General features: G+C 67.7%; 23 protein-coding genes and 2 tRNA genes. 11 read left to right on the top strand and 14 right to left on the bottom strand.

What is annotated here, in order from left to right:
• Positions 1 to 43: 43 nt before the first annotated feature.
• Positions 44 to 610: a peptide deformylase gene (gene def / locus ACYVII_RS00850; protein WP_460529532.1), complete on the bottom strand. Its 567-nt coding sequence runs from the start codon at positions 608 to 610 to the stop codon at positions 44 to 46.
• Between the two features lie 44 nt (positions 611 to 654).
• On the opposite strand from def, the gene ACYVII_RS00845 reads away from it, so the two are divergent.
• From ACYVII_RS00845 to ACYVII_RS00820, 6 genes are all read left to right on the top strand, one after another.
• Entirely contained in the window at positions 655 to 1,620 is a 966-nt protein-coding gene (locus ACYVII_RS00845; RefSeq protein ID WP_460530497.1) for a DMT family transporter, read from the top strand.
• Between the two features lie 100 nt (positions 1,621 to 1,720).
• Positions 1,721 to 2,977: a glycosyltransferase family protein gene (locus ACYVII_RS00840; protein ID WP_460529529.1), complete on the top strand. Its 1,257-nt coding sequence runs from the start codon at positions 1,721 to 1,723 to the stop codon at positions 2,975 to 2,977.
• A 16-nt stretch (positions 2,978 to 2,993) separates the two neighbouring features.
• Positions 2,994 to 3,067 (top strand) — tRNA-Ile (locus ACYVII_RS00835).
• Between the two features lie 304 nt (positions 3,068 to 3,371).
• A complete protein-coding gene (locus ACYVII_RS00830) occupies positions 3,372 to 5,918 on the top strand; it encodes a phosphatidylglycerol lysyltransferase domain-containing protein (RefSeq protein WP_460529526.1) in 2,547 nt (848 codons plus the stop codon).
• The gene (locus ACYVII_RS00825) at positions 5,918 to 7,618 is read left to right on the top strand and encodes a bifunctional 3'-5' exonuclease/DNA polymerase (protein ID WP_460529523.1); all 1,701 of its coding nucleotides are present in this window, start codon (positions 5,918 to 5,920) and stop codon (positions 7,616 to 7,618) included. Before ACYVII_RS00830 ends, ACYVII_RS00825 begins: the two co-directional genes overlap by 1 nt.
• 99 nt (positions 7,619 to 7,717) lie before the next feature.
• Complete coding sequence (locus tag ACYVII_RS00820) at positions 7,718 to 8,563, top strand: DUF1684 domain-containing protein (RefSeq protein WP_460529520.1); 846 nt, start codon at positions 7,718 to 7,720, stop codon at positions 8,561 to 8,563.
• Between the two features lie 52 nt (positions 8,564 to 8,615).
• On the opposite strand, the gene ACYVII_RS00815 is transcribed toward ACYVII_RS00820, so the two are convergent.
• The 6 genes from ACYVII_RS00815 to ACYVII_RS00790 all read right to left on the bottom strand — a co-directional run bounded on the left by ACYVII_RS00815 (position 8,616) and on the right by ACYVII_RS00790 (position 13,439).
• On the bottom strand, positions 8,616 to 9,890 hold the full coding sequence (locus ACYVII_RS00815) for an RNA polymerase sigma factor (RefSeq protein ID WP_460529517.1): 1,275 nt from the start codon (positions 9,888 to 9,890) through the stop codon (positions 8,616 to 8,618).
• A gap of 10 nt (positions 9,891 to 9,900) precedes the next feature.
• Positions 9,901 to 10,266, bottom strand: a complete 366-nt coding sequence (locus ACYVII_RS00810; RefSeq protein WP_460529514.1) for a YciI family protein — start codon at positions 10,264 to 10,266, stop codon at positions 9,901 to 9,903.
• Between the two features lie 58 nt (positions 10,267 to 10,324).
• Entirely contained in the window at positions 10,325 to 11,644 is a 1,320-nt protein-coding gene (locus tag ACYVII_RS00805) for an MFS transporter (protein ID WP_460529511.1), read from the bottom strand.
• Positions 11,641 to 12,198: an ArsR/SmtB family transcription factor gene (locus tag ACYVII_RS00800; RefSeq protein ID WP_460529508.1), complete on the bottom strand. Its 558-nt coding sequence runs from the start codon at positions 12,196 to 12,198 to the stop codon at positions 11,641 to 11,643. The genes ACYVII_RS00805 and ACYVII_RS00800 overlap by 4 nt, the downstream gene beginning before the upstream one ends.
• A 79-nt stretch (positions 12,199 to 12,277) precedes the next feature.
• A complete protein-coding gene (locus ACYVII_RS00795; RefSeq protein WP_460529505.1) occupies positions 12,278 to 12,778 on the bottom strand; it encodes a metallophosphoesterase family protein in 501 nt (166 codons plus the stop codon).
• Between the two features lies 1 nt (position 12,779).
• Complete coding sequence (locus ACYVII_RS00790; protein ID WP_460529502.1) at positions 12,780 to 13,439, bottom strand: PadR family transcriptional regulator; 660 nt, start codon at positions 13,437 to 13,439, stop codon at positions 12,780 to 12,782.
• Positions 13,440 to 13,659: 220 nt separating this feature from the next.
• Between ACYVII_RS00790 and ACYVII_RS00785 the strand changes: the two genes are divergently transcribed.
• The gene (locus tag ACYVII_RS00785) at positions 13,660 to 14,163 is read left to right on the top strand and encodes a DUF3145 domain-containing protein (RefSeq protein WP_460529499.1); all 504 of its coding nucleotides are present in this window, start codon (positions 13,660 to 13,662) and stop codon (positions 14,161 to 14,163) included.
• Positions 14,164 to 14,185: 22 nt separating this feature from the next.
• Here ACYVII_RS00785 and ACYVII_RS00780 read toward each other — a convergent pair whose 3' ends face one another.
• The 6 genes from ACYVII_RS00780 to aceE all read right to left on the bottom strand — a co-directional run bounded on the left by ACYVII_RS00780 (position 14,186) and on the right by aceE (position 21,788).
• Entirely contained in the window at positions 14,186 to 15,427 is a 1,242-nt protein-coding gene (locus ACYVII_RS00780) for a beta-ketoacyl-[acyl-carrier-protein] synthase family protein (RefSeq protein WP_460529496.1), read from the bottom strand.
• A gap of 95 nt (positions 15,428 to 15,522) precedes the next feature.
• Complete coding sequence (locus tag ACYVII_RS00775; RefSeq protein WP_460518922.1) at positions 15,523 to 15,771, bottom strand: acyl carrier protein; 249 nt, start codon at positions 15,769 to 15,771, stop codon at positions 15,523 to 15,525.
• A 55-nt stretch (positions 15,772 to 15,826) separates the two neighbouring features.
• The gene (locus ACYVII_RS00770) at positions 15,827 to 16,831 is read right to left on the bottom strand and encodes a beta-ketoacyl-ACP synthase III (RefSeq protein WP_460529493.1); all 1,005 of its coding nucleotides are present in this window, start codon (positions 16,829 to 16,831) and stop codon (positions 15,827 to 15,829) included.
• A gap of 4 nt (positions 16,832 to 16,835) precedes the next feature.
• Positions 16,836 to 17,762, bottom strand: coding sequence for an ACP S-malonyltransferase (locus ACYVII_RS00765; RefSeq protein WP_460529490.1), 927 nt, complete (start codon positions 17,760 to 17,762; stop codon positions 16,836 to 16,838).
• Between the two features lie 87 nt (positions 17,763 to 17,849).
• Positions 17,850 to 19,052: a PucR family transcriptional regulator gene (locus tag ACYVII_RS00760; RefSeq protein ID WP_460529487.1), complete on the bottom strand. Its 1,203-nt coding sequence runs from the start codon at positions 19,050 to 19,052 to the stop codon at positions 17,850 to 17,852.
• Positions 19,053 to 19,061: 9 nt separating this feature from the next.
• The gene (gene aceE, locus ACYVII_RS00755) at positions 19,062 to 21,788 is read right to left on the bottom strand and encodes a pyruvate dehydrogenase (acetyl-transferring), homodimeric type (protein WP_460529484.1); all 2,727 of its coding nucleotides are present in this window, start codon (positions 21,786 to 21,788) and stop codon (positions 19,062 to 19,064) included.
• 196 nt (positions 21,789 to 21,984) lie between these two features.
• Here aceE and ACYVII_RS00750 point away from each other — a divergent pair, with 196 nt between their 5' ends.
• Complete coding sequence (locus tag ACYVII_RS00750) at positions 21,985 to 22,452, top strand: peroxiredoxin (RefSeq protein WP_460530494.1); 468 nt, start codon at positions 21,985 to 21,987, stop codon at positions 22,450 to 22,452.
• A 33-nt stretch (positions 22,453 to 22,485) separates the two neighbouring features.
• Here the strand turns inward: ACYVII_RS00750 and ACYVII_RS00745 are convergent, their stop codons facing one another.
• Positions 22,486 to 22,863 carry a winged helix-turn-helix transcriptional regulator gene (locus ACYVII_RS00745; protein WP_460529481.1) on the bottom strand — a complete coding sequence of 126 codons (378 nt, stop codon included), beginning with the start codon at positions 22,861 to 22,863 and terminating at the stop codon, positions 22,486 to 22,488.
• An 88-nt stretch (positions 22,864 to 22,951) separates the two neighbouring features.
• Here ACYVII_RS00745 and ACYVII_RS00740 point away from each other — a divergent pair, with 88 nt between their 5' ends.
• From ACYVII_RS00740 to ACYVII_RS00730, 3 genes are all read left to right on the top strand, one after another.
• Positions 22,952 to 23,932 carry a zinc-dependent alcohol dehydrogenase family protein gene (locus ACYVII_RS00740; protein ID WP_460529478.1) on the top strand — a complete coding sequence of 327 codons (981 nt, stop codon included), beginning with the start codon at positions 22,952 to 22,954 and terminating at the stop codon, positions 23,930 to 23,932.
• A 44-nt stretch (positions 23,933 to 23,976) separates the two neighbouring features.
• Positions 23,977 to 24,049 (top strand) — tRNA-Val (locus ACYVII_RS00735).
• 123 nt (positions 24,050 to 24,172) lie between these two features.
• A complete protein-coding gene (locus tag ACYVII_RS00730; protein WP_460529475.1) occupies positions 24,173 to 24,640 on the top strand; it encodes a hypothetical protein in 468 nt (155 codons plus the stop codon).
• Positions 24,641 to 24,646: the final 6 nt, after the last annotated feature.

Here is a 24,646-nt window from a genome sequence, read left to right as displayed (position 1 = left end):
GGATCAGCCCGCCGGCGCAGCATCCGCTGTCGCCGGCGGGTGCTCAATCCTCGAGATGGTCGACACCGGGAAGCCAGCTCTGGCCCGGAACACCCCAGCCGCGCTTGCGTTCCACCTTCGCCGCGGTGCGTGCGTGGCCGTCGGTGAGCCGGTCAACGTACAGAAGTCCGTCGAGATGGTCGTACTCGTGCTGGAAGATCCGCGCGAGCCAGCCGTCCGCTCGCACCTCGAACGGCTTCTCCTCCAGGTCGACGGCCTGCAGGATCGCCCGCGGGGCTCGTCGGAGCGGGAATCTCTCGCCCGGGAAAGACAGGCATCCTTCGGACTCCGTCTCGGGGTCCGCGTCGCCGGCGGGCACGGGGGCGATCCAGAGGGTCGGGTTGATGGCGACCCCGCGGTGCCGCTCGTCGGAGTCATCTGTCCAGTCGAAGACGAAGAGCCGCCTCGCCACACCGATCTGCGGGCCGGCCAGCCCCACACCGGGGGCGGCCGCCATCGTGTCGTACATGTCCTGCACCAGTTCGCGCAGGCCGGAGTCGAACTCCGTCACCTCGGTCGCCGGAGCGTGCAGCACGGGATCTCCGCAGATGCGGATGGGAAGAACGGCCATTCGACCAGGGTATCGGCGCGCATTGACGTTAGGGTCGTGTGGTGATCTTCGACCTGGCGGCAGCGTCCGGCGACCTCACTGCTCTGCAGCCGCGCCAGTTCATCGGCATCCCGATCGCCCTGGTCGGCGCCGTTTTCCTCTCCCTCGGCGCGCAACTGCAGCACCGAGGCGTGACAAAGGTCGAGCGGCACACCGAGCACGACGGTCGTGGCGGGCTTCAGCTGAAGCAGTTGACCTTGCTTCTGGCCAGGCCGTCCTGGGTGCTGGGCACTGTGATGCTGGGCCTGGCCATCGTGCTCCAGCTGACGAGCCTGGCGTTCTCGCCGCTGATCGTCGTGCAACCGCTCGGCGCGGTCTCTCTTGTGATCACGGCGATCATCAACGCCAGGGTGAGCGGTAACCGGTTGAACAAACGCACGATTCTGGCGATCTGCCTCTGCGTGGGCGGTGTCGGAGCGTTCGTGGTCGTGGCCGCGTTCGCCGCACGCGAGGTTCCGGTCACCGAGAGCGACCTCGTCGAGATCCTCATCGTGCTCGGCATCGTGCTCGTGCTGTGCGGAGTGGCGTTCGGCGTCTTCCGGTCCCGACTGCCCGCTATCGGGTACGTGGTGGGGGCCGGTGTGCTCTACGGCTTCGTGGCGACACTGGCGAAGTCCGTCATCTCGCGAATCGAGCAGCAGGAGTTCGATGTGCTCACGCTGTTCTGCGTGCTGGCGCTTCTGGCCGCAGTCGGGCTCGGCGCCTACTTCGTGCAGAACGCGTACGCCTCCGGCCCGCCCGACCTCGTCATCGCCGGTCTGACGGTGATCGATCCGCTCATCGCGGTCACGATCGGCATCGCCATCCTCAACGAGGCCGCGGGTGCGCAGCTGTGGCAGATGCTCGCCTTCCTCCTTTGTGGGGCCATCGCGATTGTCGGTGTCTTCCTGCTCGCTCGCGTGCATCCGGGTGTGCGCACGTACGACGACGCGGCGGAGCCGGAGAACCCGCACAGGGCGGGCTCTGCATAGACTGGGGCGTTGTAATCCCGCCCGGTCTCGACTCCCGGTGCGATGATCATGCCGACGCCCCCGCCTACGGCATGGAGAGCATGAAGAGAAGGACGACTCCTTGACGGATTCACGCGAACCGGTTGCGGAGCCCTCGCCTCCCGCGGAGGCGCAGCGCAAGCCCTTGAAGGTGCTGATCGGTGTCGACACGTTCGCACCGGACGTGAACGGAGCGGCACGGTTCGCGGAGCGACTGGCCGCCGGCCTTGTCGAGCGCGGGCACGAGGTTCACGTGATGGGACCTTCGGCTGGACGCCGGCATGGCACCTGGATCGAAGAGCATGAGGGCCAGCGGATGATCATGCACCGGCTGTACAGCTTGCGCTGGCGCCCGCACCCCTGGCTCCGGTTCGCCATGCCGTGGACCATCAGGCGCAACAGCGCGCGCGTGCTCGAGGAGGTGCGGCCCGACGTGGTGCACTTCCAGTCGCCCGTCATCGTGGGCCGCGGGCTGTCCATCGAGGCGCAGAAGCGGGGCATCCGCCTCATCGGCACCAACCACCTGATGCCGGAGAACATGGTCGAGTTCTCGCTCATTCCCTCGTGGCTGCAGAAGTGGTCCGTGCGGATCGCATGGAAGGGCGCGGCGCGCACGTTCCGGCGGGCGGAAGCGGTCACGACCCCCACCCATAAGGCCGCGCAGTTCCTCGAGGAGCACACGGGACTTCGCGACGTGTACGCCGTGTCGTGCGGTGTGGATGCCCACAAGTACACAGCCGACTTCCAGCCGCGCACGGAGAACCGCATCATCTTCGTCGGTCGTGTCACGGGCGAAAAGCAGATCGACGTACTGGTGCGTGCGATGAGCATGCTTCCCGATGACCTGGACGCGAAGCTGGAGATCGTGGGCGACGGTGATCAGCGCAAGCACCTCGAGCAGCTCGCCGAACAGCTCGGCCTCCGCGACAGGGTCACCTTCACCGGCTACGTCTCGGACGACGAACTACGTGAGGCCTATACGCGCGCTACCGTCCTCGCCATGCCATCGGTCGCGGAACTCCAGTCGATCGTGACGATGGAGGCCATGGCCTCCGCGCTGCCGGTCGTCGCCGCCGACGCCATGGCGTTGCCGCACCTCGTGCATGACGGGCAGAACGGGTACCTGTTCAAGCCCGGAAACGTACAGGATCTCGCCGACAAGCTCGAGAAGGTGCTGCGCATGCCGCACGACGAACTCACCGCAATGAAGAAGGAGTCCCTCCGGCTCATCGCGGCCCACGACATCCAGCGAACGCTGAACACTTTCGAGTGCCTGTATCGTGGTGAAGCGGTGCCCGACCTCGTCACCGACGACGTCGCACCGGCCGACGCGGAGTGACCGCGTCGCGCCTCACGGGGCGGTAGCTCAGCTGGTTAGAGCATCGGACTCATAATCCGCCGGTCACGGGTTCAAGTCCCGTCCGCCCTACTGGTACCGATGAACGGGCCATGCGCCGGCTGCATGGCGCCGGCTCAACCTGTGAGACCGCACACGCTGGGCATCCAGTTCGTGTGATGGCCGTCCGCGACATGTGCGGCTGCTGTCACGTTTCTGAATACGCCGCTCAGTAGTGCCGGGCAGTCAGATGCGCGGGGAAGAATCGAGTCCGGCCGACAAGCATGCCGGAGCGGAGGCGACACATGGGCATCCGACGTCCGCCGTCGTCTCCGTTCAGGTCGTGCCCGTGTCGGCCGTCGCCGTGTCGCTCGCATGCCCTAGGGTGGGCGGTCGGATGACAGCTTCACGCCCAGAAACACGCACCGGATCGTCGGGTTCACGACTGCTACGCGGAGCACTCGACGGTGCCTCCACCGTGCCGTTCACCATCGCCTACCTGGTGGTCGTCACGGTCGTCACCATCATCGTGAGCACCCCCTCCGGTGTGCGTGCTCCGATTCGACGGATGCTCGCCACCGGCTTCGACCCGCTCGGGTTGTGGGGCCACTGGTGGAGCCCTGTCACCTCGCTGATCATCGCCACCGACTACGTGGCCCTCGCGTTCGCCCTGGTGCTCGGCGGAATCGCCCTGGCGATCAGCGAACGCCGCATGGGAACCTGGCGCACGGTGCTCGCGTTCTTCGCCACCGCCGTCGCAGCCGACGTGCTCGGCGCCACCGTGCAGACCGTGATCGGTTCGGCAGGCGGCATGTTCAACGAAGGCGTTCTCGACACACTCGTGCTCGACCCGCTGACAGGTGCGGCCGGCGCCGTCATGACGGCGAGTGCGTTCGCGTCGGTGCGCACCAGGCGACGCATCCGAGTGCTCGCAACCGTGATCGTGCTGATGTTCCTGCTCTACCGTGGCGGCCCTGTCGACATTTATCGCGCGCTGGCGGTGCTGATCGGATACGCGCTGGGACTGGTTCTGAACCCGTCCGGCAGATCGCGCAAGTGGGGGTGGAGCTCCCACCACGAGGTACGCGTGCTGATGGCGTCGGTCGTTGCCACCGGAGCAATCGGGCCGATCATTGCGGCGTTGTCGATGCATCCGCATGGCCTGCTCGCGCCGCTCGCACTGCTGCTCGACAACGGCTCGTCCTCTGACCCGCAAGGGCTGCGCGCGTGCACGGTATACGCGGTGAGCCGCTCCTGCGTGCACGCGATCACGCTGGAACGCATCGGCTCGTTCGGCCCGATCGTGTTGAGCGTGCTGCCCCTGCTCATGCTCGTTCTGGTGACCTGGGGCCTCGCCAGGGGTCGCCGCTTCGCCGTCGGACTCGGCATCGCGATGAACGCGCTGCTCGCGTTCTGCGCCGCGTACTACCTCGGTTTCCTGCCCCGCATCGGCATCCCCGGCGTCCAGCGTCTGCCGGATCACGGTTCCTGGGGTGTGGTCGCGACCCTCGGCGCGACGGTGGTCGCCCCGATAGTGACGGCGGTACTGCTGTTCGCCACTCGGCGAAGCTTCACCGTCGTGCCGACGAGACGCTCGATCGTGCGCTATCTCACCATCGTGGTGGTGAGCGTCGGCGCACTGATCGTGCTGTACGTGGGACTCGGCTGGGCGTTGCGCACGATCGCCTTCGACCGGCCGATCAGCATCGCCGATCTGCTGCTCGACGCGGTCGAGCGCTTCATACCCGTCGCGTTCCTGCACCGGGAGATACCGGACTTTCTGCCGTCGTCTCTGGCCGGTCGCATCCTGTACCACGGCGTCGGGCCGCTGTTCTGGCTCATCGCGATCGGTGCCGCGATTCCTCCGCTGCTCGCCCGTCCGGCGTCGTCGGTTCACGATGCTTACCGGGCCAGGCGCATCCTCAAGCAGTACGGTGGCGACCACCTGTCGTTCATGACGACCTGGCCGTACACCTCGTACTGGTTTGGACCGGAGGGGCGCACTGCCGTCGGCTACCGGGTCGTCGGGGGCGTGGCGATCACGATCGGAGCGGCGTTCGGCGATCCGGGTCGCGTGGCGGATGCCATGGCCGGGTTCGCACGCTACTGCGACGACCGAGGTTGGACGCCTGCGTTCTACAGCGTTGATGCGGGGGAGTGGGATGCCCATTTCGCCTCGATCGGCTGGGATCGTCTCGTCGTGGCAGAGGAGGCCGTGATCGCGCCGCAGTCCTGGAGCACGACCGGTAAGAAGTGGCAGGACATCCGCACGGCCATCAATCGGGCGAAACGCGACGGCTACACGCTGGAGTGGACGAGGCACGTCGACCTGTCGCGGGAGACGACGCGGCAGGTCGCGGACCTCTCCGAGCAATGGGTCGCTCAGAAGGAGCTCCCCGAGATGGGCTTCACGCTCGGCGGACTCGACGAACTGCACGATCGCGACGTCGCACTCCTACTGGCCAGGGACGGTGAGGGCGTCATTCAGGCGGTGACGAGCTGGATGCCCGGCTATCGCGATGGCCGGGTGCACGGCTTGACGCTTGACTTCATGCGGCGTCGCATCGACGGGCCGAACGGCGTGATGGAGTACGTGATCGCCGGCGCCGCCGAACGTGCGCGCGAGGACGGCATGGACTACCTCAGCCTCTCCGCTGCGCCTCTTGCGCGGACGACGACCGCGGACGCACCCGACAGTGCGGTGGAAGCCGTGCTGACAATGCTCGCCTCCTCTCTGGAGGCGATGTACGGCTTCCGCTCGCTCCTGTCATTCAAGCGCAAGTTCCAGCCGGAGCTCCGGCCGCTCATCCTTGCCTACCCCGACCCGGTAGCGCTGCCTGCGATCGGCCTCGCCCTGCTCCGGGCCTACCTGCCAGGCCTGACCGTGCGCGACGCCATGGCTCTGCTCGGACGCCAGCGCAGCGAACCCGCTGCAGCGCGCTGATGCCCTCCTATCTCGTCGCACGTCGCACTGCCGACGGCACCGCTGTCACCGAGATGGACGCCGACGGCGCGGAGCGCGCCACTTCGAGACTGGCCGCCGCCGAGTGGCCGGAGTACCTGCGGCGCACGGAGTCGACCCAGCCGCGCTGGGTCTGGAACAGCACGCGCTCGTGGTACCCGCGACTCCTCGCCGAAGGCATCCGGGTGGCTCGATGCGTCGACCTTGCCCTGTGCGGCACGATCCTGCGGGGCGCAGCTGCAGTCGCCCACACGGCGCTGCACGACGCGCTACCGCCGTGGCCCGGGCATATACCGGCACCGGAGGCCGCAACCGACGACGCACTCTTCCGCCTCGACGACCCCGCCCCAAGCCAAACTCAGACGGATGAGGTGGAAGAGCTGCGGGCCCAGCTGGGCGCCGTCGCATCCATCGACGATCGACCCACGGCATCCCGCATGCGTCTTCTCCTGGCCGCCGAGTCCGCCGGCTCGCTCGTCGCCGCGGAGCTCCGGCACGCCGGCCTTCCATGGCGGGCCGACGTGCACGAGCGTCTGCTCACCGAACTGCTCGGTCCCCGCGACCGGCTCGGCGGGCGCCCCGAGCGCATGGAGGAACTGGTCGCGCAGATCCGTACCGGGTTGGATGCCCCGCTGCTCAACCCGGACTCGCCCGGTGAGCTGGTGAAGGCACTGCAACGGGCCGGCATCAACGCATCCAGCACACGAGCCTGGGAGCTGCGCGAGGTCGAGCATCCTGCCATGCCCGCGCTGCTGGAGTACAAGAAGCTCTCCAGGCTGTACGCCGCGAACGGCTGGGCATGGCTGGATGCCTGGGTGCACGACGGGCGCTTCCGTCCCGATTACCTGCCCGGTGGCGTGGTGACCGGGCGCTGGGCGACGAGCGGGGGCGGTGCCCTGCAGCTGCCGAAGCAGGTGCGCGGCGCAGTGGTCGCGGACCCGGGCTGGAAGCTCGTCGTCGCGGATGCCGCCCAGCTCGAGCCACGCATCCTCGCCGGGCTCGCCCATGACGAACGGATGGCGGCCGCAGGGCGCGGGCGCGACCTCTACGACGGCCTCGTCGCATCCGGCGTCGTCGACAGCAGGCAGCATGCCAAGGTCGGCATGCTGGCGGCCATGTACGGCGGCACGACCGGTGACGGCGCGCGAGTTCTGCCGCGACTCGCGCGAGCCTATCCGCAGGCGGTATCGCTGGTTGCCGAAGCGGCAGCCGCCGGAGAGCGCGGCGAACGGGTGAGCACGCTGCTCGGCCGCACATCCCCTCTGCCTTCGGAGGAGTGGTTCGGGGGCCAGCGCGCCGCGTCGCTCCCCGGTGCGACGGCCGACCAGGAGCGCCGTGCGCGCTCCCGCGCGCGGGACTGGGGTCGCTTCACCCGCAACTTCGTCGTGCAGGGCACCGCTGCGGAGTGGGCGCTGTGCTGGATGGCCGAGCTGCGCAACCGGCTTGTCGAGATCGTCGGCGATGTGCCTTCTCGTGCGGCGCCCCCGTTCGACCGCAGCCCTCACCTCGTCTATTTCCTGCACGACGAGGTGGTGGTGCACGCTCCCGCAGCCGTTGCTGAGCAGGCCGCCACCGCCGTCCGGGATTCGGCGCGAGCGGCCGGGCGTCTCTTGTTCGGCGATTTCCCGGTCGAGTTCCCGCTCAGCGTCGCCGTGGTGGACAGTTACGACCAGGCGAAGTGACGCAATATCCGGCCGTCTCCACGCGTTGCAGTCCCTAGCGCAGCAAGAGCACCGACGAGTCGCAATACACGAACGCAGTCGATAGCAGAGGATGGATTCATGACCGACACCGCCGCAGCATCCACGACCGATCCCGCCCAGCTCCTGAAGAACTTCCACGAGCGCAGGGAGTACTCGGTGGTGCAGCCGAACGGCAATCTCGCTCTGGTGAACACGCAGTGGATCACGGATGCCGCACCCCAGCCGGTGTGGGGCGCCGCGGGTCTCTGGTCGCCGCTGCCCGCTGGCGGGTCAGGGCTCAAGGTGACAGCGACCGCGGCAGACGGGGTCGTCGTCGACGGCAAAACGGTCGACGGTGAGGCGATCGTTCGCGGCAAAGACACCGACGATCCGAGCACGATTGCCTTCAGCGACACGGTCACGGGAACCGTCATCGGCAACGAAGCAGGCGAGTACGCGCTCCGGGTCTGGGACATCCGGTCCGAGGGCATCCAGGAGTTCGGCTCGATCGACGTCTTCCCGTACAACCCGGAGTGGGTCATCCAGGCGACGTTCACCCCGGTCGAGGGCTTGTCCGTCGGCTTCGAGCACCTGAAAGACGAGGGAGCCACCCGCGAGCTGGCGATCCCCGGCGAGATCACGTTCAGCAAAGACGGCGCCGATTACAACCTCGCCGCGTTCAAGGCGGGCCGCGCCCTCCAGCTGGTCTTCTCGGATGCCACGAGCGGCGACGACACGTACTCCGTCGGCCGGTTCCTGTTCGTCGCGCCGAACCCGGACGGCACGATCACTCTCGACTTCAACCGGGCCATCCTGCCGCCGTGCGCCTTCAGCTACGCGTTCAACTGCCCGATGCCGCCGAAGCAGAACCGGTTCGCCGTGCGCATCGAGGCGGGGGAGAAGAACGTGCTGAAGAAGGACGGCTCCCTGCTGCACGAATTCTGATTCGGGCCGGGAGCGCTCGCGGCCGACGGAGGCCGGCAGCGGGTGCCCGCGGTCAACCGAGAGGATCGGCCTCGCTCGCCCTGCGCAGCAGCTCGTCGCGCTCACGTTCGTTCGCGGTCAGGGACGCCGCGCTCAAGAATGCCCTGCGTGCCTCGGAGAGCCGCCCGAGCCGCTCCAGGAGGTCGCCGCGCACGGCAGGCAGCAGCGCGTACCTGGACAGCGACTTCTCCGAGCTGAGCGGCTCGAGCGCGTCCAGGCCCGCCTGCGGGCCGTACGCCATGCCCACTGCGACGGCGCGATTCAGTCCGACGACGGGTGACGGCATCCGCTCCACGAGCGCGTCGTAGAGTCCGGCGATCTGTGGCCAGTCGGTGTCGTCGGCAGTGGGCGCGGTGGCGTGGCACGCGGCGATCGCGGCCTGCAGTGCGTACGGGCCGCGCGGACCGCCGAGCGCATCCGCCCGCCGCAGCGCGGCGAGGCCGTGAGCGATCAGCAGCCGGTCCCACGCGGTGCGGTCCTGCGACGTCAAGGGCACGGCCGCGCCATCAGAAGCACGACGGGCTGCGAACCGGGACGCGTGCAGCTCCATCAGCGCCACGAGCGCGTGAGCCTCTGCTCGGTCCGGCACCAATTCGGCGAGCACACGACCGAGCCGCATCGCCTCCTCGGCCAGAGTGGGACGCATCCATTCGTCGCCGAACGTCGCCGCGTAGCCCTCGTTGAACACGAGGTAGACGACCTCGAGCACCGATCCGAGCCGCTCGTCGAACTCGTCGCGATCCGGCACCTCGAACGGCACGTTCGCCGCCGCGAGTGCTCGTTTCGCCCGAGTGATGCGCTGCCCGATCGTGGCCGGCGGCACGAGGTAGGCGTGAGCGATCTCCTCTGTCGTGAGCCCGCAGAGCACGCGCAGTGCCAGCGCGACCCGCGAGGACGCGGGCAGCACGGGGTGACAGCAGACGAACACCAGGCGCAGCAGGTCGTCGTCGATGCGGGTCTCGTCCGGCTCGACAGCCTCTTCGTCGCCCGCCTCGGCAGCCGCGATCATCGCGTACTTCTCGGCTGCACGCTCGTCACGCCGCCACGCGTCGATTGCGCGTCGCTTGGCCACCGACGTGAGCCAGGCGGCGGGATTGCGCGGGATGCCCGTGCGTGGCCACGACTGCATCGCCTCCACCAACGCGTCCTGGGCGAGATCCTCGGCCCGGCCGAGATCGCCCACCATCCTTGCCAGCGTCGCGACCACCTTGGCCGCCTCCAGGCGCCACACCGTCTCGATCTCCCGGGCGACCGTCGCCGTGTCCGTCGTCACCTCGTCCGATGCCACCGTGCCTCCTTCATCGCGCATTCGCGATCGCGTCGCTACGCACGTCTGTTTCGGATCGTTCCACGATTCCTCGCACTTCGATGCATCCGTCGGTCGCCGGGCACCGTCTGGCCCATTCGACGGCCTCGTCGCGCGACGCGACCTGCAGCATCCACATCGCGATCGGTGGCTCGGAATCCTGCGCGTCGCTGACGTAGCGTCGTTCGCCGTCGCACGAGACGCGCGCGCCTGCATCCAGATCGAGGCGTTCACCCGCCAGCAGAACGCCGGCCCTGATGAGCTGCTCGTCGTAAGCCGCCATGGCCTTTCGTGCCGGCTCGGCCCCAGAGCCGCCGTCGTCCCGTGCGGACGCCCGCAACATCAGCATGTACTTCATTCCCGCATCCCTGCCTCGTGCGTCATCGTCGCGACCTTCGCGCATACATCAGCACTCGTCATGACGTCGAACGGATGCCGCCGGTTTCGACTTCACGAGTGCCGCTGCCCGGATTCGGCTCGCGCTTCCACAGCTGGATCGTGCGATTCCCAGCGCGCCGCGTGATCAAGACGGCGCCCGCCAGCAGATAGAGCGCGCCCTGCGCCTCCAGTAGCGGAAGCAGCCCGGTCATCGGCTGCAGCACACCCGCGGCGAGCAGGCCGATGCCCTGACCGATCGCGCTCACCAGCCCGTATGCAGCGAACGCCGATCCGCGGTCAGCGGCCGTGGTCTGGATGAGGCTGATGTACCCGGTGGCGAGCAGCACGCCGGGCGCGCCGACGAGCATGAACAAGACGACGTAGGGCCAGGTCGCTGTGCTGATCGCCGGCAGGTTCCACACGGTCAACGAGATGATGCCGAATGTGATTGCGCCGATCACGGCGAGCCTTTGCGGCCGGGCCGCCACGGAGAAGAGGCCCAGTGCCGCTCCCGCGGCGATCGAGCCGACTGCCTGGATGCCGCGCAAGAGCCCGACCTCGGCATCCGTGCCGTTCAGGCTGTCGGTGACGAACAGCACGAACAGCACCAGGAACAGGCCCTGCGCCATCGCAGCGAGACCGGCGGAGACGTAGGTCGCACACATCCCACGCTGCCGCAGTGCAGGGAACACCCCGACGCGCACGGGCGCCGTGCCATCCGGTGTCGCCAGGGCGCCCGGAGCTGGAATGTGAGCCCCACCGCCGACGGTGGCATCCATCGCCCGACGGACCCGGTCGTGCGGCGCGCTCCACAACAGCACGGCCGCGAGTATGAAGCTCGCGGCGTCTGCTGCGACGATCACGTCCATCCTCCCGAACGCGAGCAGCGCGCCGCCCAACGGTCCGCCGACCAGGCGCCCGACGTTCTGCGCGAGCCCGATGAGCGCGTTGGCGCTCACCAGACGGTCGGCGGAGACGAGATCGGGCATCCACGAGTCTTTCGCCGGCTCGAAGATCGCAGAGCAGGATGCCTGCAGCACGATCACCGCATACAGCACCGGGATCTGCTCAGCACTCCGTACGAACAGCAGCGGAGCCACGGCGGCCGCCTGCACGAGGGAAACGACGACCAGCAGGCGCCTGCGGTCGAATCGTCCGACTAGCCGTGCCGCCAACGGGGCGAGCAGCACGATCGGCACCAGTTCGAGCACGAACGCGACCGAGGTGCCCAAAGCGGAGCCCGTCAGCCGGTAGACCACGAGGGGGAGGGCGACGAAGAGCATCCAGTCGCCGGTGTCCGACACGAATCCCGCGAGCAGCACCCGTACGAACGCGGGGGAGCGCAGCGCCGTGCTCATGGGCGTTCGCGGTGCCTGGCGCGCGGAAGCGCCAGCAGCGAGAGGTTCACAGTCTCCGCTTCGGCTGGCGCGTCCGTGCGAACGGCGGCGATATAGGGGCGCACGATGGCGTCGATGCGGCTCACTATCTCAGCCAGCTCGTCCGGCGTCACCCGCAGGCCGTAGTGTGCGTGGGCGTCCGCTTCACGCCATGCCTCGTCGAGCCGCGAGCGTTCGCGCAGATACTGCCGCGCGGCCTGGTAGTCGGCTTGCACCGATGCGGCGAACAGCTCTTCCGATCCCGCCGAATGAGGGTTCGTCGTGAAGCCGGTGATCGTGGCGCGCCACCGGCGTTCACGACCGTCGGCGGATGGGTCGTCCTCGACCAGCCCGAGCCCGGCCAGCACTCGCAGGTGGTAGCTGCAGTTCGACGGGTTGTCTCCGATCGCGCGCGCACACTGCGATGCGGTGGCCGGCCCTTCGTTCATCAGGTGGCCTAGCAGATCGAGCCGCACCGGATGAGCGAGGGCCTCGAGAGTGCGCGGGTCGTCGAGTGCGATCCTCTTCTCATCCATGGACGCTCCGTTCTGAAAGACCATTTCAGAGTAGGCGACCGCGGTCAGACCTGCAATGCTCTTTCAGAACTCCGGATGCTCAAGCCGAGACGGCGATGATGCGCACGTCGCGGACCTCCGTGCCATCGATGTCCACCGTCATGAATGTGCCGACCGGCTGGCGCCGCCGATCTGTGGGCGAGCCGGGGTTGAGCAGGCGCATGCCTTCGGGAGTCACGGTGTCCCACGGAATGTGGCTGTGACCGAACACGAGCAGGTCGGTGTGACCGAATGCGGCGTCCATGCGACGCTCCCGGTTCGAGGCGGGGCCGGTCTCGTGAACGACGGCGATCCGCACGCCGTCCACCGTCTTGCGTGCGACCTCGGGCAGGCGTGCCTGCAACTCGGGCCCATCGTTGTTGCCGTACACCGCGAGCACACTGCGAGAACGTCGTTCCAGGGTATCGAGGGTCTCGAGGTCGACCCAATCGCCGGCGTGGATGACGAGATCCGCTGACTCGATCTCCCGCCAGAGGTTCGCCGGAATATCTCTCGCCCGCTTCGGGATGTGGGTGTCGGAGAGCAGTACGAGACGCGTCATGTCAGATCGACTCCGTAACGACATCGCCTGCCGGATGAGCACCGTCTATCAGGATGCCCGTCGTCGCCTTCGCAGCGGGACGCCCGCGCTTGGGTGCATCCGTTGCCAACGGCACGCCATCGGCGATTCCGGCCTTCCTGGCGCTTTGCAAGCGGAATTCGACCTGCTCTAGCCATCGCAGCTCCGCCTCGGCGGAAGCGACGCGGGAATCGAGCACGAGCAGCTCGGCGAGCTGTTCGGGATTCGACGGCGACGACGCCGCCTCGCGTGCCGCTGCCAACCGCCCGAGAGCCTGCTGCGTCGCCACCCGCTGCGGTGCTACGACGTCGGATGCTTCGACGCCCGGCAGCGTTGCCGCCAGGGCCAGCTTGATCGCCAGTTCGTCGCGAACGGTGCCGGAATCCCGGGCGACGGGGGAGGACAGCCAGTTCGAGACGGCCGCACTGCCGGCGCTCGTGATCTCGTAGAAGACGTGGCCCTGCTCGTCGGCACCGGCCCTGCGTGCGAGTCCGTCGCGTTCCAGCCGGTCCAGCGTGTTGTAGATCTGGCCGACGTTCAACGACCACGTCGCCCCGGTTCTCCGATCGAACTCGGCCCGCAGCTGGTAGCCGTAGCACGGCCCCTGATCGAGAATGGCGAGAAGGCTCTGGCGAACGGACAACGGCGCTCCCTCCGATGAGTGGTGACTGAATGCATACGCGGTATTGATATACCTGGAATGCGTTTGCGAGCAATGCGACGCGCCGCGGAGCCCCGCCGGGATCCGCGACCCACGAATCACGCTCTTGTGATTCCGCCGCTCACCGGGGGATAATGCATCGGTCAGTGTTCATCGTTCTGTGGTCGTAGGGGAAGACGCACCACATCGAACGGAGGACACCATGGCGTCAATAAAGGCCAGAGGGGTGCTCTACGTGCACTCCTCTCCTCGTGCGCTCTGCCCCCACCTGGAATGGTCGGTCGGTCGTGCCCTCGAACGTCCGGTCAACTTCCAGTGGCAGGAACAGCCCGTGCTGCCCGGTGCACTGCGCACGGAGTTCTACTGGGAGGGCGAACGCGGCACCGCGGCGCGCATCGCGTCCGGCCTGCTCGGCTGGCAGCACCTCCGATTCGAGGTGACGGAAGATGCCGGCCTCGGCGCCGACGGCGGGCGATGGATCCACACGCCCTCGCTCGGCATCTTCCACGCTCAGACCGACACCGCAGGCAACACCGTGATCCCCGAGGATCGCGTGCGCTACGCGATGGAACTCGCCGGCTCGAGCGCCTACGACCTGCAGCACGAGCTGAGACTCGCCCTGGGTCAGGCGTGGGACGACGAGCTAGAGCCGTTCCGGCACGCCAGCGACGACGCACCTGTCATCTGGCTGCACAAGGTCGGCTGACGCGGCCGCGAACCCGGCCGCGTCAGTGTTCGTGGCTGCGGAACGCGACGACGGCGTTGTGCCCACCGAACCCGAACGAGTTCGACACGGCCAGTTGCGGCCCATCGCCGAGCGGCTGCGGCTCGCCGGAGACCGACAGCGGGATCTCCGGGTCCTGCTCCGTGATGTTGATGGTCGGGGGCGCCACACGGTCGCGCAGGGCGAGCACGGTGAACAACGCCTCCAGCGCCCCAGTGCCACCCAGAAGGTGTCCCGTGGATGCCTTGGTCGCCGACGTGGGGATCTCATCGACGCGGTCGCCGAACACGGACCGCAGTGCGACGTACTCGGCGATGTCGCCCACCGGCGTGCTCGTCGCGTGCGCGTTGATGTGGGTCACCTGATCCGGAGTGGCCTCTGCCCGCTCGAGCGCGGCAAGAAGCGCGCGCCTGGCGCCCTTGCCCTCAGGGTCGTTCGCCGTGATGTGGTAGGCGTCCGCGCTCACGCCCCCTCCGGCCAGCTCCGCGTAGATGCGGGCACCACGCGCCAGAGCGTGCTCCTCGGTCTCCAGAACGAGGCTCGCTGCGCCTTCGCCCATAACGAAGCCGTCGCGGTCGATGCTATACGGCCGGGACGCGTGCTCAGGGTCGTCGTTGCGCTTCGACATCGCCTGAGCCGACGCGAACGCCGCCATCGTGATCGGGTGGATCGCTGACTCGGTACCGCCCGCGATCACCACGTCGGCAAGGTCGAGCTGGAGGTGCTCGTAGGCGTTGACGATCGACTCGGTGCTGGAGGCACAGGCGGATGCCGTCGTGCGCGCGAACGCGCGGCCCTCGAAGTGCATGGAGACGGCGGCGGCGGGAGCGTTCGGCATCAGCATCGGAACGGTCAGCGGCATGACCCGCCGCGGACCGCGCTCCCGGAGCGTGTCCCAGGCATCCAGCAACGTCCATACGCCGCCGATCCCGGTCGCGTAGTCCACCCCGAGACGGTCCGGGTCGACATCCGGCGCTCCGGCGTCGGCCCACGCCTCCTTCGCCGATACGAGCGCGAACTGCGACGCCGGGTCGAGACGCTTGGCCACGGGGCGCTCCAGCACGGTCTCCGGCCTCACCTTCGCCTCCGCGGCGAATGTGATCGGCAACTCGTACTTCGCGACCCAGTCGTAGCCGAGCGTGTGCGTTCCGGACTCGCCCGCCAGCAGTGCGCTCCAGCTTTCGACGGCGGTGCCGCCCAAGGGGGAACTGGCACCGATGCCGGTGACGACGATCTTCTTGGTCATGAGTTTTCTTCAGCCTCGCAACGCACGACAAGCGCCGTTTGATGGTGAATGGAACGTGACGTCGGCGCGGCGAGTACCGCCGCGCCGACGGATGATCAGGCCTGGGCGTTGACGATGAAGTCGACGGCATCGCCGACGGTCTTGAGGTTCTTGACCTCTTCGTCGGGGATCTTGACGTCGAACTTGTCCTCGGCGTTGACCACGATCGTCATCATCGAGATCGAGTCGATGTCGAGGTCGTCGGTGAAGGACTTGTCCAGCTCGACCGTGTCGGTCGCGATGCCGGTCTCGTCGTTGATGAGCTCGGCCAGGCCGGCCAGGACCTCTTCGCGGGAAAGTGCCATTTCTTCGTTTCTCCTTGGGATGTCGGGTGACAGCAGAACAGTCTAGGTGGGCTGTTCAGGGCAGCAAGACGACCTGGGCGCCGAACACGAGGCCCGCGCCGAAGCCGATTTGCAGAGCGAGCGTGCCGCTCAGTTCCGGATGCTCCGCCAGCAGCCGGTGGGCCGCCAGCGGAATCGAGGCGGCCGACGTGTTGCCGGTCGTCTCGATGTCACGCGCGATCACGACGGATTCTGGCAGCTTCAGCTGCTTCGCGAACTCGTCGATGATGCGCATGTTGGCCTGGTGGGGAACGAATGCTCCTAGGTCGGCGGACGTGATCCCGGCCGCCTCCAGCGCGCGTCTGGCGACCTTGGCCATCTCCCACACCGCCCAGCGGAACACGGACGGGCCGTCCTGCCACAGTGTGGGCCACGATGCCTCCCCGTCGCGGAACTCGACCAGCGTGTGGTCCATGCCCACGGCATCCGCCCGCGAACCGTCCGAGCCCCACACGGTGGGCGCGATGCCGGGCACATCGCTCGGCCCGATCACTGCGGCACCGGCGCCGTCGCCGAGCAGGAACGAGATGCTGCGGTCGGCCGGATCCACGATGTCGGAGAGCTTCTCAGCCCCGATCACGAGTGCGTAGTGTCCGGCTCCGGCTCGGATCAGCGCATCGGCCTGTGCGATCGCGTAGGCGTAGCCGGCGCACGCCGCGTTCACGTCGTAGGCCGCGGCGGGGTTCGCACCGACGCGTTCTGCGACGACGGCAGACATCGAAGGGGTCTGCTGAACGTTGCTGATCGTGGCGATGAGCACGAGGTCGATCTCGGCGGCCGCGACGCCGGACTTCTCGATCGCCTCACGCGCGGCCGCCGTCGCGAGGTCGATCGCCAGCACGTCGCGCGGGGCCCTGGTTCGCGTGATGATCCCGGTGCGCTGCCTGATCCACTCGTCGGACGAGTCGATCGGGCCGACGAGGTCGTCGTTCGGCACGACCATGCTGCCGCGCGCGGCACCGAACGCGAGGATGCGCGTGTACTGGGCGCCGGTCGACTGACGGAGACGGGGTGCACTCATCGGGTCAGGCGTCGCTTCCGCCGTCGAGCAGCTCCAGTGCAGCGGGGAGGTCGTCCGGAGTCTTGATGGCGACGGCGGGCACGCCCTTCAGCCCACGCCTGGCGAGGCCGGTGAGTGCGCCGCCCGGGGTCAGCTCGATCAGCCCGGTGATGTCTGCCTGCTCGAAGGATGCCATGCACAGGTCCCAGCGCACCGGAGACGCGACCTGCCCCACCATCAACTCGAGGAACTCGGTCCCGGAGCCGACGACCGAGCCGTCGTGGTTCGTCCAGATGGTCAGTGCCGGGTCGTGTGCGGTGAAGCCCGCGGCCTCCTTCGCCAGCCCGTCGCGTGCCGGCTGCATGTAGCGGGTGTGGAAGGCGCCTGCGACCTGCAGCGGCACGACCCGCGTCCCGCGCAGTGGCTCCTCGCCGAGCCGCGCGAGCGCGTCCAGGTCTCCTGCCACCACGATCTGACCGCCGCCGTTGTAGTTCGCCGGTTCGAGGCCGAACCCGGAGACGTACTCGACGACGGCATCCGGGTCACCGCCCAGCACCGCGCTCATACCGGTGGGAGCCGCGGCGGCCGCATCGGCCATGAGCAATGCGCGGGCGCGCACGAACCGCAGCGCATCTTCCTCGGAGAGGATGCCCGCACCGGCGGCGGCTGCGGCCTCGCCCACCGAGTGGCCGGCAATGCCGCCGATCACAGCATCGGGTGCTGCGGCGCGGAGCGCGCGCAGGGCGAGCAGACTGGCCGCCACGATGAGGGGCTGAGCAAGAGCGGTGTCGCGGATCGTCTCGGCATCGGACTCGGTGCCGTGCTTCACCAGATCGACCCCCGCGACCTCCGAGAAGCGCGCGACGAGGTCACGCGAGGCGGAGTTCTCCAGCCAGGGCGCGAGGAATCCGGGGGTTTGCGAGCCCTGTCCAGGGCAGGCGACGACAATCACTGTTCTAGTCTGCCAATCCTGAGAGGGCCGCCCGTGTCGGTCTTCCATGAACTCGGGCGGAATCGTTTGTCGGTGTCGTACAGCACGTCAGCGCCGCCTGATGGGCGCATCCGGTTCATTGATCGATCCCACGATGAGCGCCGCCTGCAGGATGAGCGCCTCGCGCGCGCCCGTCGCGTCCCAGCCGATGACATCCGTGACCCGCTTGAGTCGATAGCGCACCGTGTTCGGATGCACGAACAGCTCCCGCGCGGTCGCCTCCAGCGACCGGCCGTTGTCGAGGTAGCTCCACAACGTGTTCAGAAGTTCGGGGGAGTGCGCCTGGAGCGGGCGGTAGATGCGGTTCACGAGCGTGCTCCTGGCCAACGGATCCCCGGCGAACGCGCGCTCTGGCAGCAGGTCGTTGGCGTGCACCGGCCGTGGACAGTTACGCCAGCCTTTGGCCACCGCGAAACCGGCCAATGCGGCGCGCGCACTCTTGGAGGCATCCACCAGCCCCGGCACCTCGTGACCGAGCACGAGATGCCCCGGGCCGAACTGCGGCTCCAGCTGCCTTGCTATCTCCATGAAGCCGATCGAGTTCGAAGGGCCGACCTCCTCGGATTCGCTCGCCCTCGGCTGCGCCCGCCCGATCACGAGCACGAGACGGGAACCCTGCACGCCGATCAGCACGTCGGCGCTCATGTGCCGTGCAATGCGCCGCAGCTGGTCCACGTCGAGCTGCTTCGGCGCCGTTCCGACCAGCACGCTGACCTCGCCGTGGCCGTGCCAGCCGAGCGCGGCGATCCTGCTGGGCAGCTCGTCGTCATATTCACCGGTGAGGATCGAGTCGACGACGAGGGCCTCGAGGCGCGCATCCCACAGCCCACGCGCCTCCGCTGCCCGGGCGTAGACATCCGCGGCCGCGAAGGCGATCTCCCTGGAGTAGAGCAGGATCGCCTCGCCGAGCTCCTCGTTGCCGCTCGTTCGCACGCGGTCCTCGACCACCTCGACGACGACCCGGATGAGCTGCAGGGTCTGCTGCAGCGAGACCGACCGCAGCAGCTCGCGCGGCGCCGCCCCGAACACGTCAGCGGCGATCCACGGCGTCGAACGCGGGTCGTCGAACCACGAGATGAACGACGTGATGCCCGCCTGCGCCACGAGCCCGACGGCGGACCGCCGCCCCGGCGGCATCTCGCTGTACCAGGGCAGTGTGTCATCGAGTCGCTTCAGCGTCGCCGTCGCGAGCTCACCCGAGATCTTGCGCAGCCAGGCGAGTGTCTCCTCTTTGCTCCTCGGCTTCGCCACGCGCGTCGCCTAGCTCTCGCCGCCGGCGACTCCGGTGGTGCCCGCATTGACGTCGTAGAGCCGGTAGCGCTCGATCGCCTGGGCAGGCACCGACGGGTCGACCTCACCGCGTGCGGCGAGCAGCTCGAGAGTTCGCACCACCATCGACGGTCCGTCGATCTTGAAGAAGCGCCGCGCGGCTGCCCTGGTGTCCGAGAATCCGAAGTCGTCGGCGCCCAGCGTCGCGAACTCGCCGGGCACGTACGCGCGGATCTGGTCCGGCACCGAGTGCGCGTAGTCGGTGGTGGCGATGAACGGCCCCTGCGCGTCGGCGAGCTTGGTCGTCACGTAGGGGACCCGCTTCTCCTCGTCGGGGTGAAGGAAGTTGTGCTCATCGGCGGCGAGCCCGTTGCGACGCAACTCGTTCCAGCTCGTCACGCTCCAGACATCCGCGCGCACGCCCCAGTCGTCTGCCAGCAGCTTCTGCGCCTCCAGCGCCCACGGCACCGCGACACCGGATGCCAGCAGCTGTGCGCGCGGACCGTTGCCCTCGGCGCTGCTCAGCTTGTAGATGCCGCGAACAACGCCTTCGACGTCGAGGTTCTCCGGCTCCGCCGGCTGCACCATCGGCTCGTTGTACACGGTGAGGTAGTACATGACGTTCGGGTCGGGGTGATTGCCGCCGTACATGCGCTCGATGCCACTGCGCACGATGTGCCCGATCTCGTAGCCGTATGCCGGGTCGTACGAGACGACTGCGGGATTCGTGGCGGCCAGCATCGGAGAGTGGCCGTCCGCGTGCTGCAGACCCTCGCCGGTGAGCGTGGTGCGTCCGGCGGTCGCGCCCATGATGAAGCCTCTGGCCATCTGGTCGCCGGCCGCCCACATGGCGTCACCCGTGCGCTGAAAGCCGAACATCGAGTAGAACACGTAGATCGGGATCAGCGGCTCGCCGTGCGTGGAGTACGAGGTACCCACGTTCGTGAACGCGGCCATCGCACCGGCCTCGTTGATGCCGACGTGGAGGATCTGGCCCTGGGCGCTCTCCTTGTACGAAAGGAGCAGCTCGCGGTCCACCGATGTGTAGTGCTGCCCGTTGGGGTTGTAGATCTTCGCGTTCGGGAAGAACGCGTCGATCCCGAACGTGCGGGCCTCGTCGGGGATGATCGGCACGATGCGGTGCCCGAAGTCCTTCGCCCGCAGCAGGTCCTTCAGCAGACGCACGAACGCCATCGTCGTGGCGACCTCTTGCGTTCCCGACCCCTTCTTCGAGATCGCGTACGCGTTGTCGTCGGGCAGCGGGATCTGCGTGTACTTGGTGCGCCGCTCCGGAATGAATCCGCCGAGCGCCCGACGCCGCTCCAGCAGATACTGGATGGCCTCGTCGTTCTCGCCCGGGTTGCAGTACGGCGGGAGGTACGGATTCTCGGCGAGCTGCTCATCCGTGATCGGGATGTGCATCGAGTCGCGGAACTTCTTCAGGTCCTCCAGCGTCATCTTCTTCATCTGGTGGGTCGCGTTGCGGCCCTCGAAGTGCGGACCGAGGCCGTAACCCTTGATGGTCTTGGCGATGATGACCGTCGGCTGGCCCTTGTGCTCGAGCGCCGCCTGGAACGCCGCGTACACCTTGCGGTAGTCGTGGCCGCCGCGCTTGAGGTTCCAGATCTGCTCGTCGGTGTAGTCCTTGACGAGTTCGAGGGCGCGCGGGTCCTTGCCGAAGAACTGTTCGCGCACGTACGCGCCGTTCTCCGCCTTGTAGGTCTGGTAATCGCCGTCCGGCGTCGTGTTCATAACGTTCAGCAGGGCGCCCTCGGTGTCGCGCGCGAGCAGCGCATCCCACTCCCGGCCCCAGATGACCTTGATCACATTCCAGCCGGCACCGCGGAAGAAGCTCTCCAGCTCCTGGATGATCTTGCCGTTGCCGCGCACCGGCCCGTCCAGGCGCTGCAGGTTCGCGTTGATGACGAATGTGAGGTTGTCGAGGCCCTCGTTCGCAGCCACCTGGAGCTGGCCGCGGCTCTCCACCTCGTCCATCTCGCCGTCGCCGAGGAAGGCCCAGACGTGCTGGTCGGAGGCATCCTTGATGCCGCGGTTCGTCAGGTACTTGTTGACCTGCGCCTGGTAGATGGCGTTGATCGGGCCGAGGCCCATGGAGACGGTCGGGAACTGCCAGAACTCCGGCATCAACCGTGGGTGCGGATACGACGAGAGGCCGTTCGGCGCATGCGACTTCTCTTGACGGAAGCCGTCGAGCTGGTCGGCCGTGAGCCGGCCCTCGAGAAATGCGCGTGCATAGGTGCCGGGCGATGCGTGGCCCTGGATGAAGATCTGGTCGCCGCCGCCCGGGTGGTCCTGGCCGCGGAAGAAGTGGTTGAAGCCCACCTCGTAGAGCGCTGCGCTGGATGCGTAGGTGGAGATGTGACCGCCGACGGCTATTCCAGGACGCTGCGCACGGTGCACGAGGATGGCCGCGTTCCAGCGGATCCATGCCCGGTAACGGCGTTCGATGTCCTCGTCGCCGGGGAAGTGGGGCTCGTTCTCTGGTGCGATCGTGTTGATGTAGTCCGTCGTCGGAACCATCGGCACGCCGAGGTGGAGCTCCTTCGACCGCTTCAGCAGGTTCAGCATGATCTCGCGAGCGCGCTGCCGACCCTCCGCCGCCACGAGCGCGTCGAGGGACTCCTGCCATTCGGCGGTCTCCTCAGGGTCCGAGTCGATGTAGTTCACCGAATACGGGTCCTGGTCGTTGACAGTCACCGCGACCTCTTTCTTTGTGTGGATCGATCGTGGGCTGCGCCCAGCGCTGTCGGGTTACGACAGTCGGCGCGCCGTACGCAAGGATAGCGTGGCAGGCGCCGCGCGGTGGCCCGCGGTCTATGCTGTCGTACCGTGCGCGCTCGTCGCGTGCACATGGATGACGACGACGACCTTCGCCGGTGCGAGAGGAGAGACGGTGGCTCTGGAGAACGACACCCAGGCGCCCGATTTCGAACTGCCCAACCAGTTCGGCGAGCACGTTCGGCTCAGCGATTTCCGCGGCAGGAGTGCTGTCGCCCTCGTCTTCTTCCCGCTGGCCTTCTCCGGCACCTGCACCGGCGAGCTCTGTGAGTTGAGGGACAACCTCGAACTGTTCCGCGCGGGAGGTGTCGAGTTGATCGGGATCTCCGTCGATTCCAAGTTCACGCTGCGCGCCTGGGCCGAGCACGAGGGATACCGGTTCACCCTGCTCAGCGACTTCTGGCCGCACGGCGACACGGCGAAGCAGTACGGCGTCTTCCTGGAAGACAAGGGTTTCGCCAACCGCGCGACGTTCCTCATCGACTCGGCGGGCATCATCCGCGAGAGCTTCATCACCGCTCCCGGAGAAGCGCGCACGCTCGCGGCGTACCGCATCGCGCTCGAGGAGCTGAAGGCGGCCTGACGCCGCCCGTCCGCTCGTCGCAGCCGCACCCTGCTAAGAGACCTGCCGGTCGGAGGCAGCCGCTTGCACGGCCTCCCGGAAGGAGACCACAGCGTCGCCGTGATCTCGTGCCCAGGCGGTCAGGCCTTCGATGGGATCGATAATGGTCTTGCCGAGATCCGTGAGCCGGTACTCGGCGCGACCCGGCTTCTGATCGAGTCGTTCGACAAGGCCGAATTCCCCGAGCCGACGCAGCGTCTGCGTGAGCATCTTGCGCGAGATGCCTCCGATGAGTTCGACGAGTTCCCCGTGCCGGCGAGGCTTCTGGCTGAGCCCGAACAGAACGAGCACCGCCCACTTGTCGGAGATGATCTCGATCGCCAGGCGGGTGGGACAGTCCGCCAGAAAGACCGGTCCTGCAGCGTTCTGCATGAGGTCAAAGGTACTTCGAAGTAACACGCGGCTCTCTAGCGTGGTGAAGCGGAGTGCGTAACCCGCATCCGATGGAGAGAGGAGCACCATGTCACGAGTCGTCGAGTTCGATCGGTTCGGTGGACCAGAGGTGTTGCACATCGTGGAGACACCGACCGTGCAACCCGCGGCGGGGGAGGTCACGGTTCGGATCGAGGCGTTCGCCGTCAACCCGCTCGATGTGATGATGCGTTCCGGCACCTCGCCGGCGCCGGTCCCGTTGCCGCACGCTCGCCTCGGCATCGAAGGCACGGGGGTCATCGACTCGGTCGGGTCCGCGGTCACCGGGCTCGAAGTCGGTGACCCGGTTATCGTCATCGCCATCCCAGATGCCGCCGTGCGAGGCAGCTACGCGGAATACATCACCCTTCCAGCCAGGTGGGTCATAGCCCGCCCGGCAACACTGGAGATCCCTCAGGCAGCAGCTATCTGGGTCGCGTACTCCACTGCCTACGGGGCGCTCATGGAGGTCGCCGGACTGCGGCCGGGCGACCGCCTCCTCATCTCAGGGGCGTCCGGTGGTGTCGGCCGCGCGGCCATGCAGATCGCGGGCCAGATCGGAGCGACACCCATTGCCGTGACGCGGAACCCGGCGAAGACCGCCGAACTGCTCGCCGCCGGTGCCGCCACCGTCATCGCCACCGAGACGGCGGACCTCGTCGATGCGGTGCGCCGTGGAACAGGTGGGACCGGCGCCGATGTGACCCTCGATCTCGTCAGGGGACCGGGTCAGCGAGACCTGCTGAACGCGACCCGGCCTGGCGGAAAGCTTGTCGCTGCAGGGTTCCTCGATCCGCGCCCCACCCCGCGTCCCGCCGACTCCGCGATCACTGTCATCGACTACCGCGGCTTCGACTACCTTCTGGATCTCGCCGTCGTCGGACGCATGGCGGCTTTCCTCGACGCCGGTGTGCGGCTGGGAACACTGCTGCCGGCGGTCGGTGACCTGTTCGCCTTCGACGACATCGTTGAGGCTCACCGTCGGTTCGAGAAGGGCATCCGCACCGGCAAGGTCGTCGTCATGATCTAGCCGCTGTCCCGCTCCGGCGTTCTCGCTCGCTAGACTCAGCCCGCGGGCCTTTAGCTCAGTTGGTAGAGCGCCACGTTTACACCGTGGATGTCGTCGGTTCGATCCCGGCAGGGCCCACCCGACGCGATTCCAGTCGAACCCTGGATTCTCTGCTGGACGCTCGGTCCCACGGGCGACGTTCACGACCGAGTTGGAGCGCCGCGGGCCGTTGTGACCACGAATCGAGCGAGAGGGGTAGCGGTGAGTCTGGCGATCCCGTACATCCTCGACGCAGCTGCGGAGGCATCGCCCGATGCCGTCGTGCAGGTACTCCGGCACCACCTCACCGTCACAGAGCTGAACCGGCGCTCCATCGTGAGGGCCGAGCGCTACCTTCACGAAGGCTATCGGCCGGGGGATCGAATCCTGTTGCCGCCGATGCTCACAGTCAGCCAAGTGATCGACGTGCTCGCCGCGACACGGATCGGTCTGGTGCTCTCGGGCGACCCCGCTCCCGAGCCGTCACGCCCTGATTCACCCGGCCCGGATCGGGAGGTGGCCGAGAGCCACATCTGGTCGGAGGTGCCCGTTGCGGTCATCGGCTCACGAACTCTCACTCATGGCGAGGTGGTCAAGGCAGCCGATCGTGCCGACACGCAGGAGCTAGAAGCGCTCCATCCATTGCTCACAGTGCTCCGTGCGATCAGAGAGGCTGCCATCCGAGTCTGAGTGCCC

The sequence above is a fragment of the Humibacter ginsengiterrae genome (genome assembly GCF_054780115.1).
The sequence above is the reverse complement of the archived record's forward strand: the minus strand, read 5'-3'. Positions and strand labels throughout refer to the sequence as shown.

Excerpts from the sequence above, each read along its gene's own strand:
- ACYVII_RS00770 (WP_460529493.1), bottom strand. The coding sequence starts at position 16,831 with ATGAGTGCACCCCGTCTCCGTCAGTCGACCGGCGCCCAGTACACGCGC.
- ACYVII_RS00825 (WP_460529523.1), top strand. The coding sequence starts at position 5,918 with ATGCCCTCCTATCTCGTCGCACGTCGCACTGCCGACGGCACCGCTGTC.
- ACYVII_RS00775 (WP_460518922.1), bottom strand. The coding sequence starts at position 15,771 with ATGGCACTTTCCCGCGAAGAGGTCCTGGCCGGCCTGGCCGAGCTCATC.
- ACYVII_RS00740 (WP_460529478.1), top strand. The coding sequence starts at position 22,952 with ATGTCACGAGTCGTCGAGTTCGATCGGTTCGGTGGACCAGAGGTGTTG.
- ACYVII_RS00785 (WP_460529499.1), top strand. The coding sequence starts at position 13,660 with ATGGCGTCAATAAAGGCCAGAGGGGTGCTCTACGTGCACTCCTCTCCT.
- ACYVII_RS00800 (WP_460529508.1), bottom strand. The coding sequence starts at position 12,198 with ATGGATGAGAAGAGGATCGCACTCGACGACCCGCGCACTCTCGAGGCC.
- def (WP_460529532.1), bottom strand. The coding sequence starts at position 610 with ATGGCCGTTCTTCCCATCCGCATCTGCGGAGATCCCGTGCTGCACGCT.
- ACYVII_RS00805 (WP_460529511.1), bottom strand. The coding sequence starts at position 11,644 with ATGAGCACGGCGCTGCGCTCCCCCGCGTTCGTACGGGTGCTGCTCGCG.
- ACYVII_RS00745 (WP_460529481.1), bottom strand. The coding sequence starts at position 22,863 with ATGCAGAACGCTGCAGGACCGGTCTTTCTGGCGGACTGTCCCACCCGC.
- ACYVII_RS00780 (WP_460529496.1), bottom strand. The coding sequence starts at position 15,427 with ATGACCAAGAAGATCGTCGTCACCGGCATCGGTGCCAGTTCCCCCTTG.
- ACYVII_RS00820 (WP_460529520.1), top strand. The coding sequence starts at position 7,718 with ATGACCGACACCGCCGCAGCATCCACGACCGATCCCGCCCAGCTCCTG.
- ACYVII_RS00830 (WP_460529526.1), top strand. The coding sequence starts at position 3,372 with ATGACAGCTTCACGCCCAGAAACACGCACCGGATCGTCGGGTTCACGA.
- ACYVII_RS00795 (WP_460529505.1), bottom strand. The coding sequence starts at position 12,778 with ATGACGCGTCTCGTACTGCTCTCCGACACCCACATCCCGAAGCGGGCG.
- ACYVII_RS00810 (WP_460529514.1), bottom strand. The coding sequence starts at position 10,266 with ATGAAGTACATGCTGATGTTGCGGGCGTCCGCACGGGACGACGGCGGC.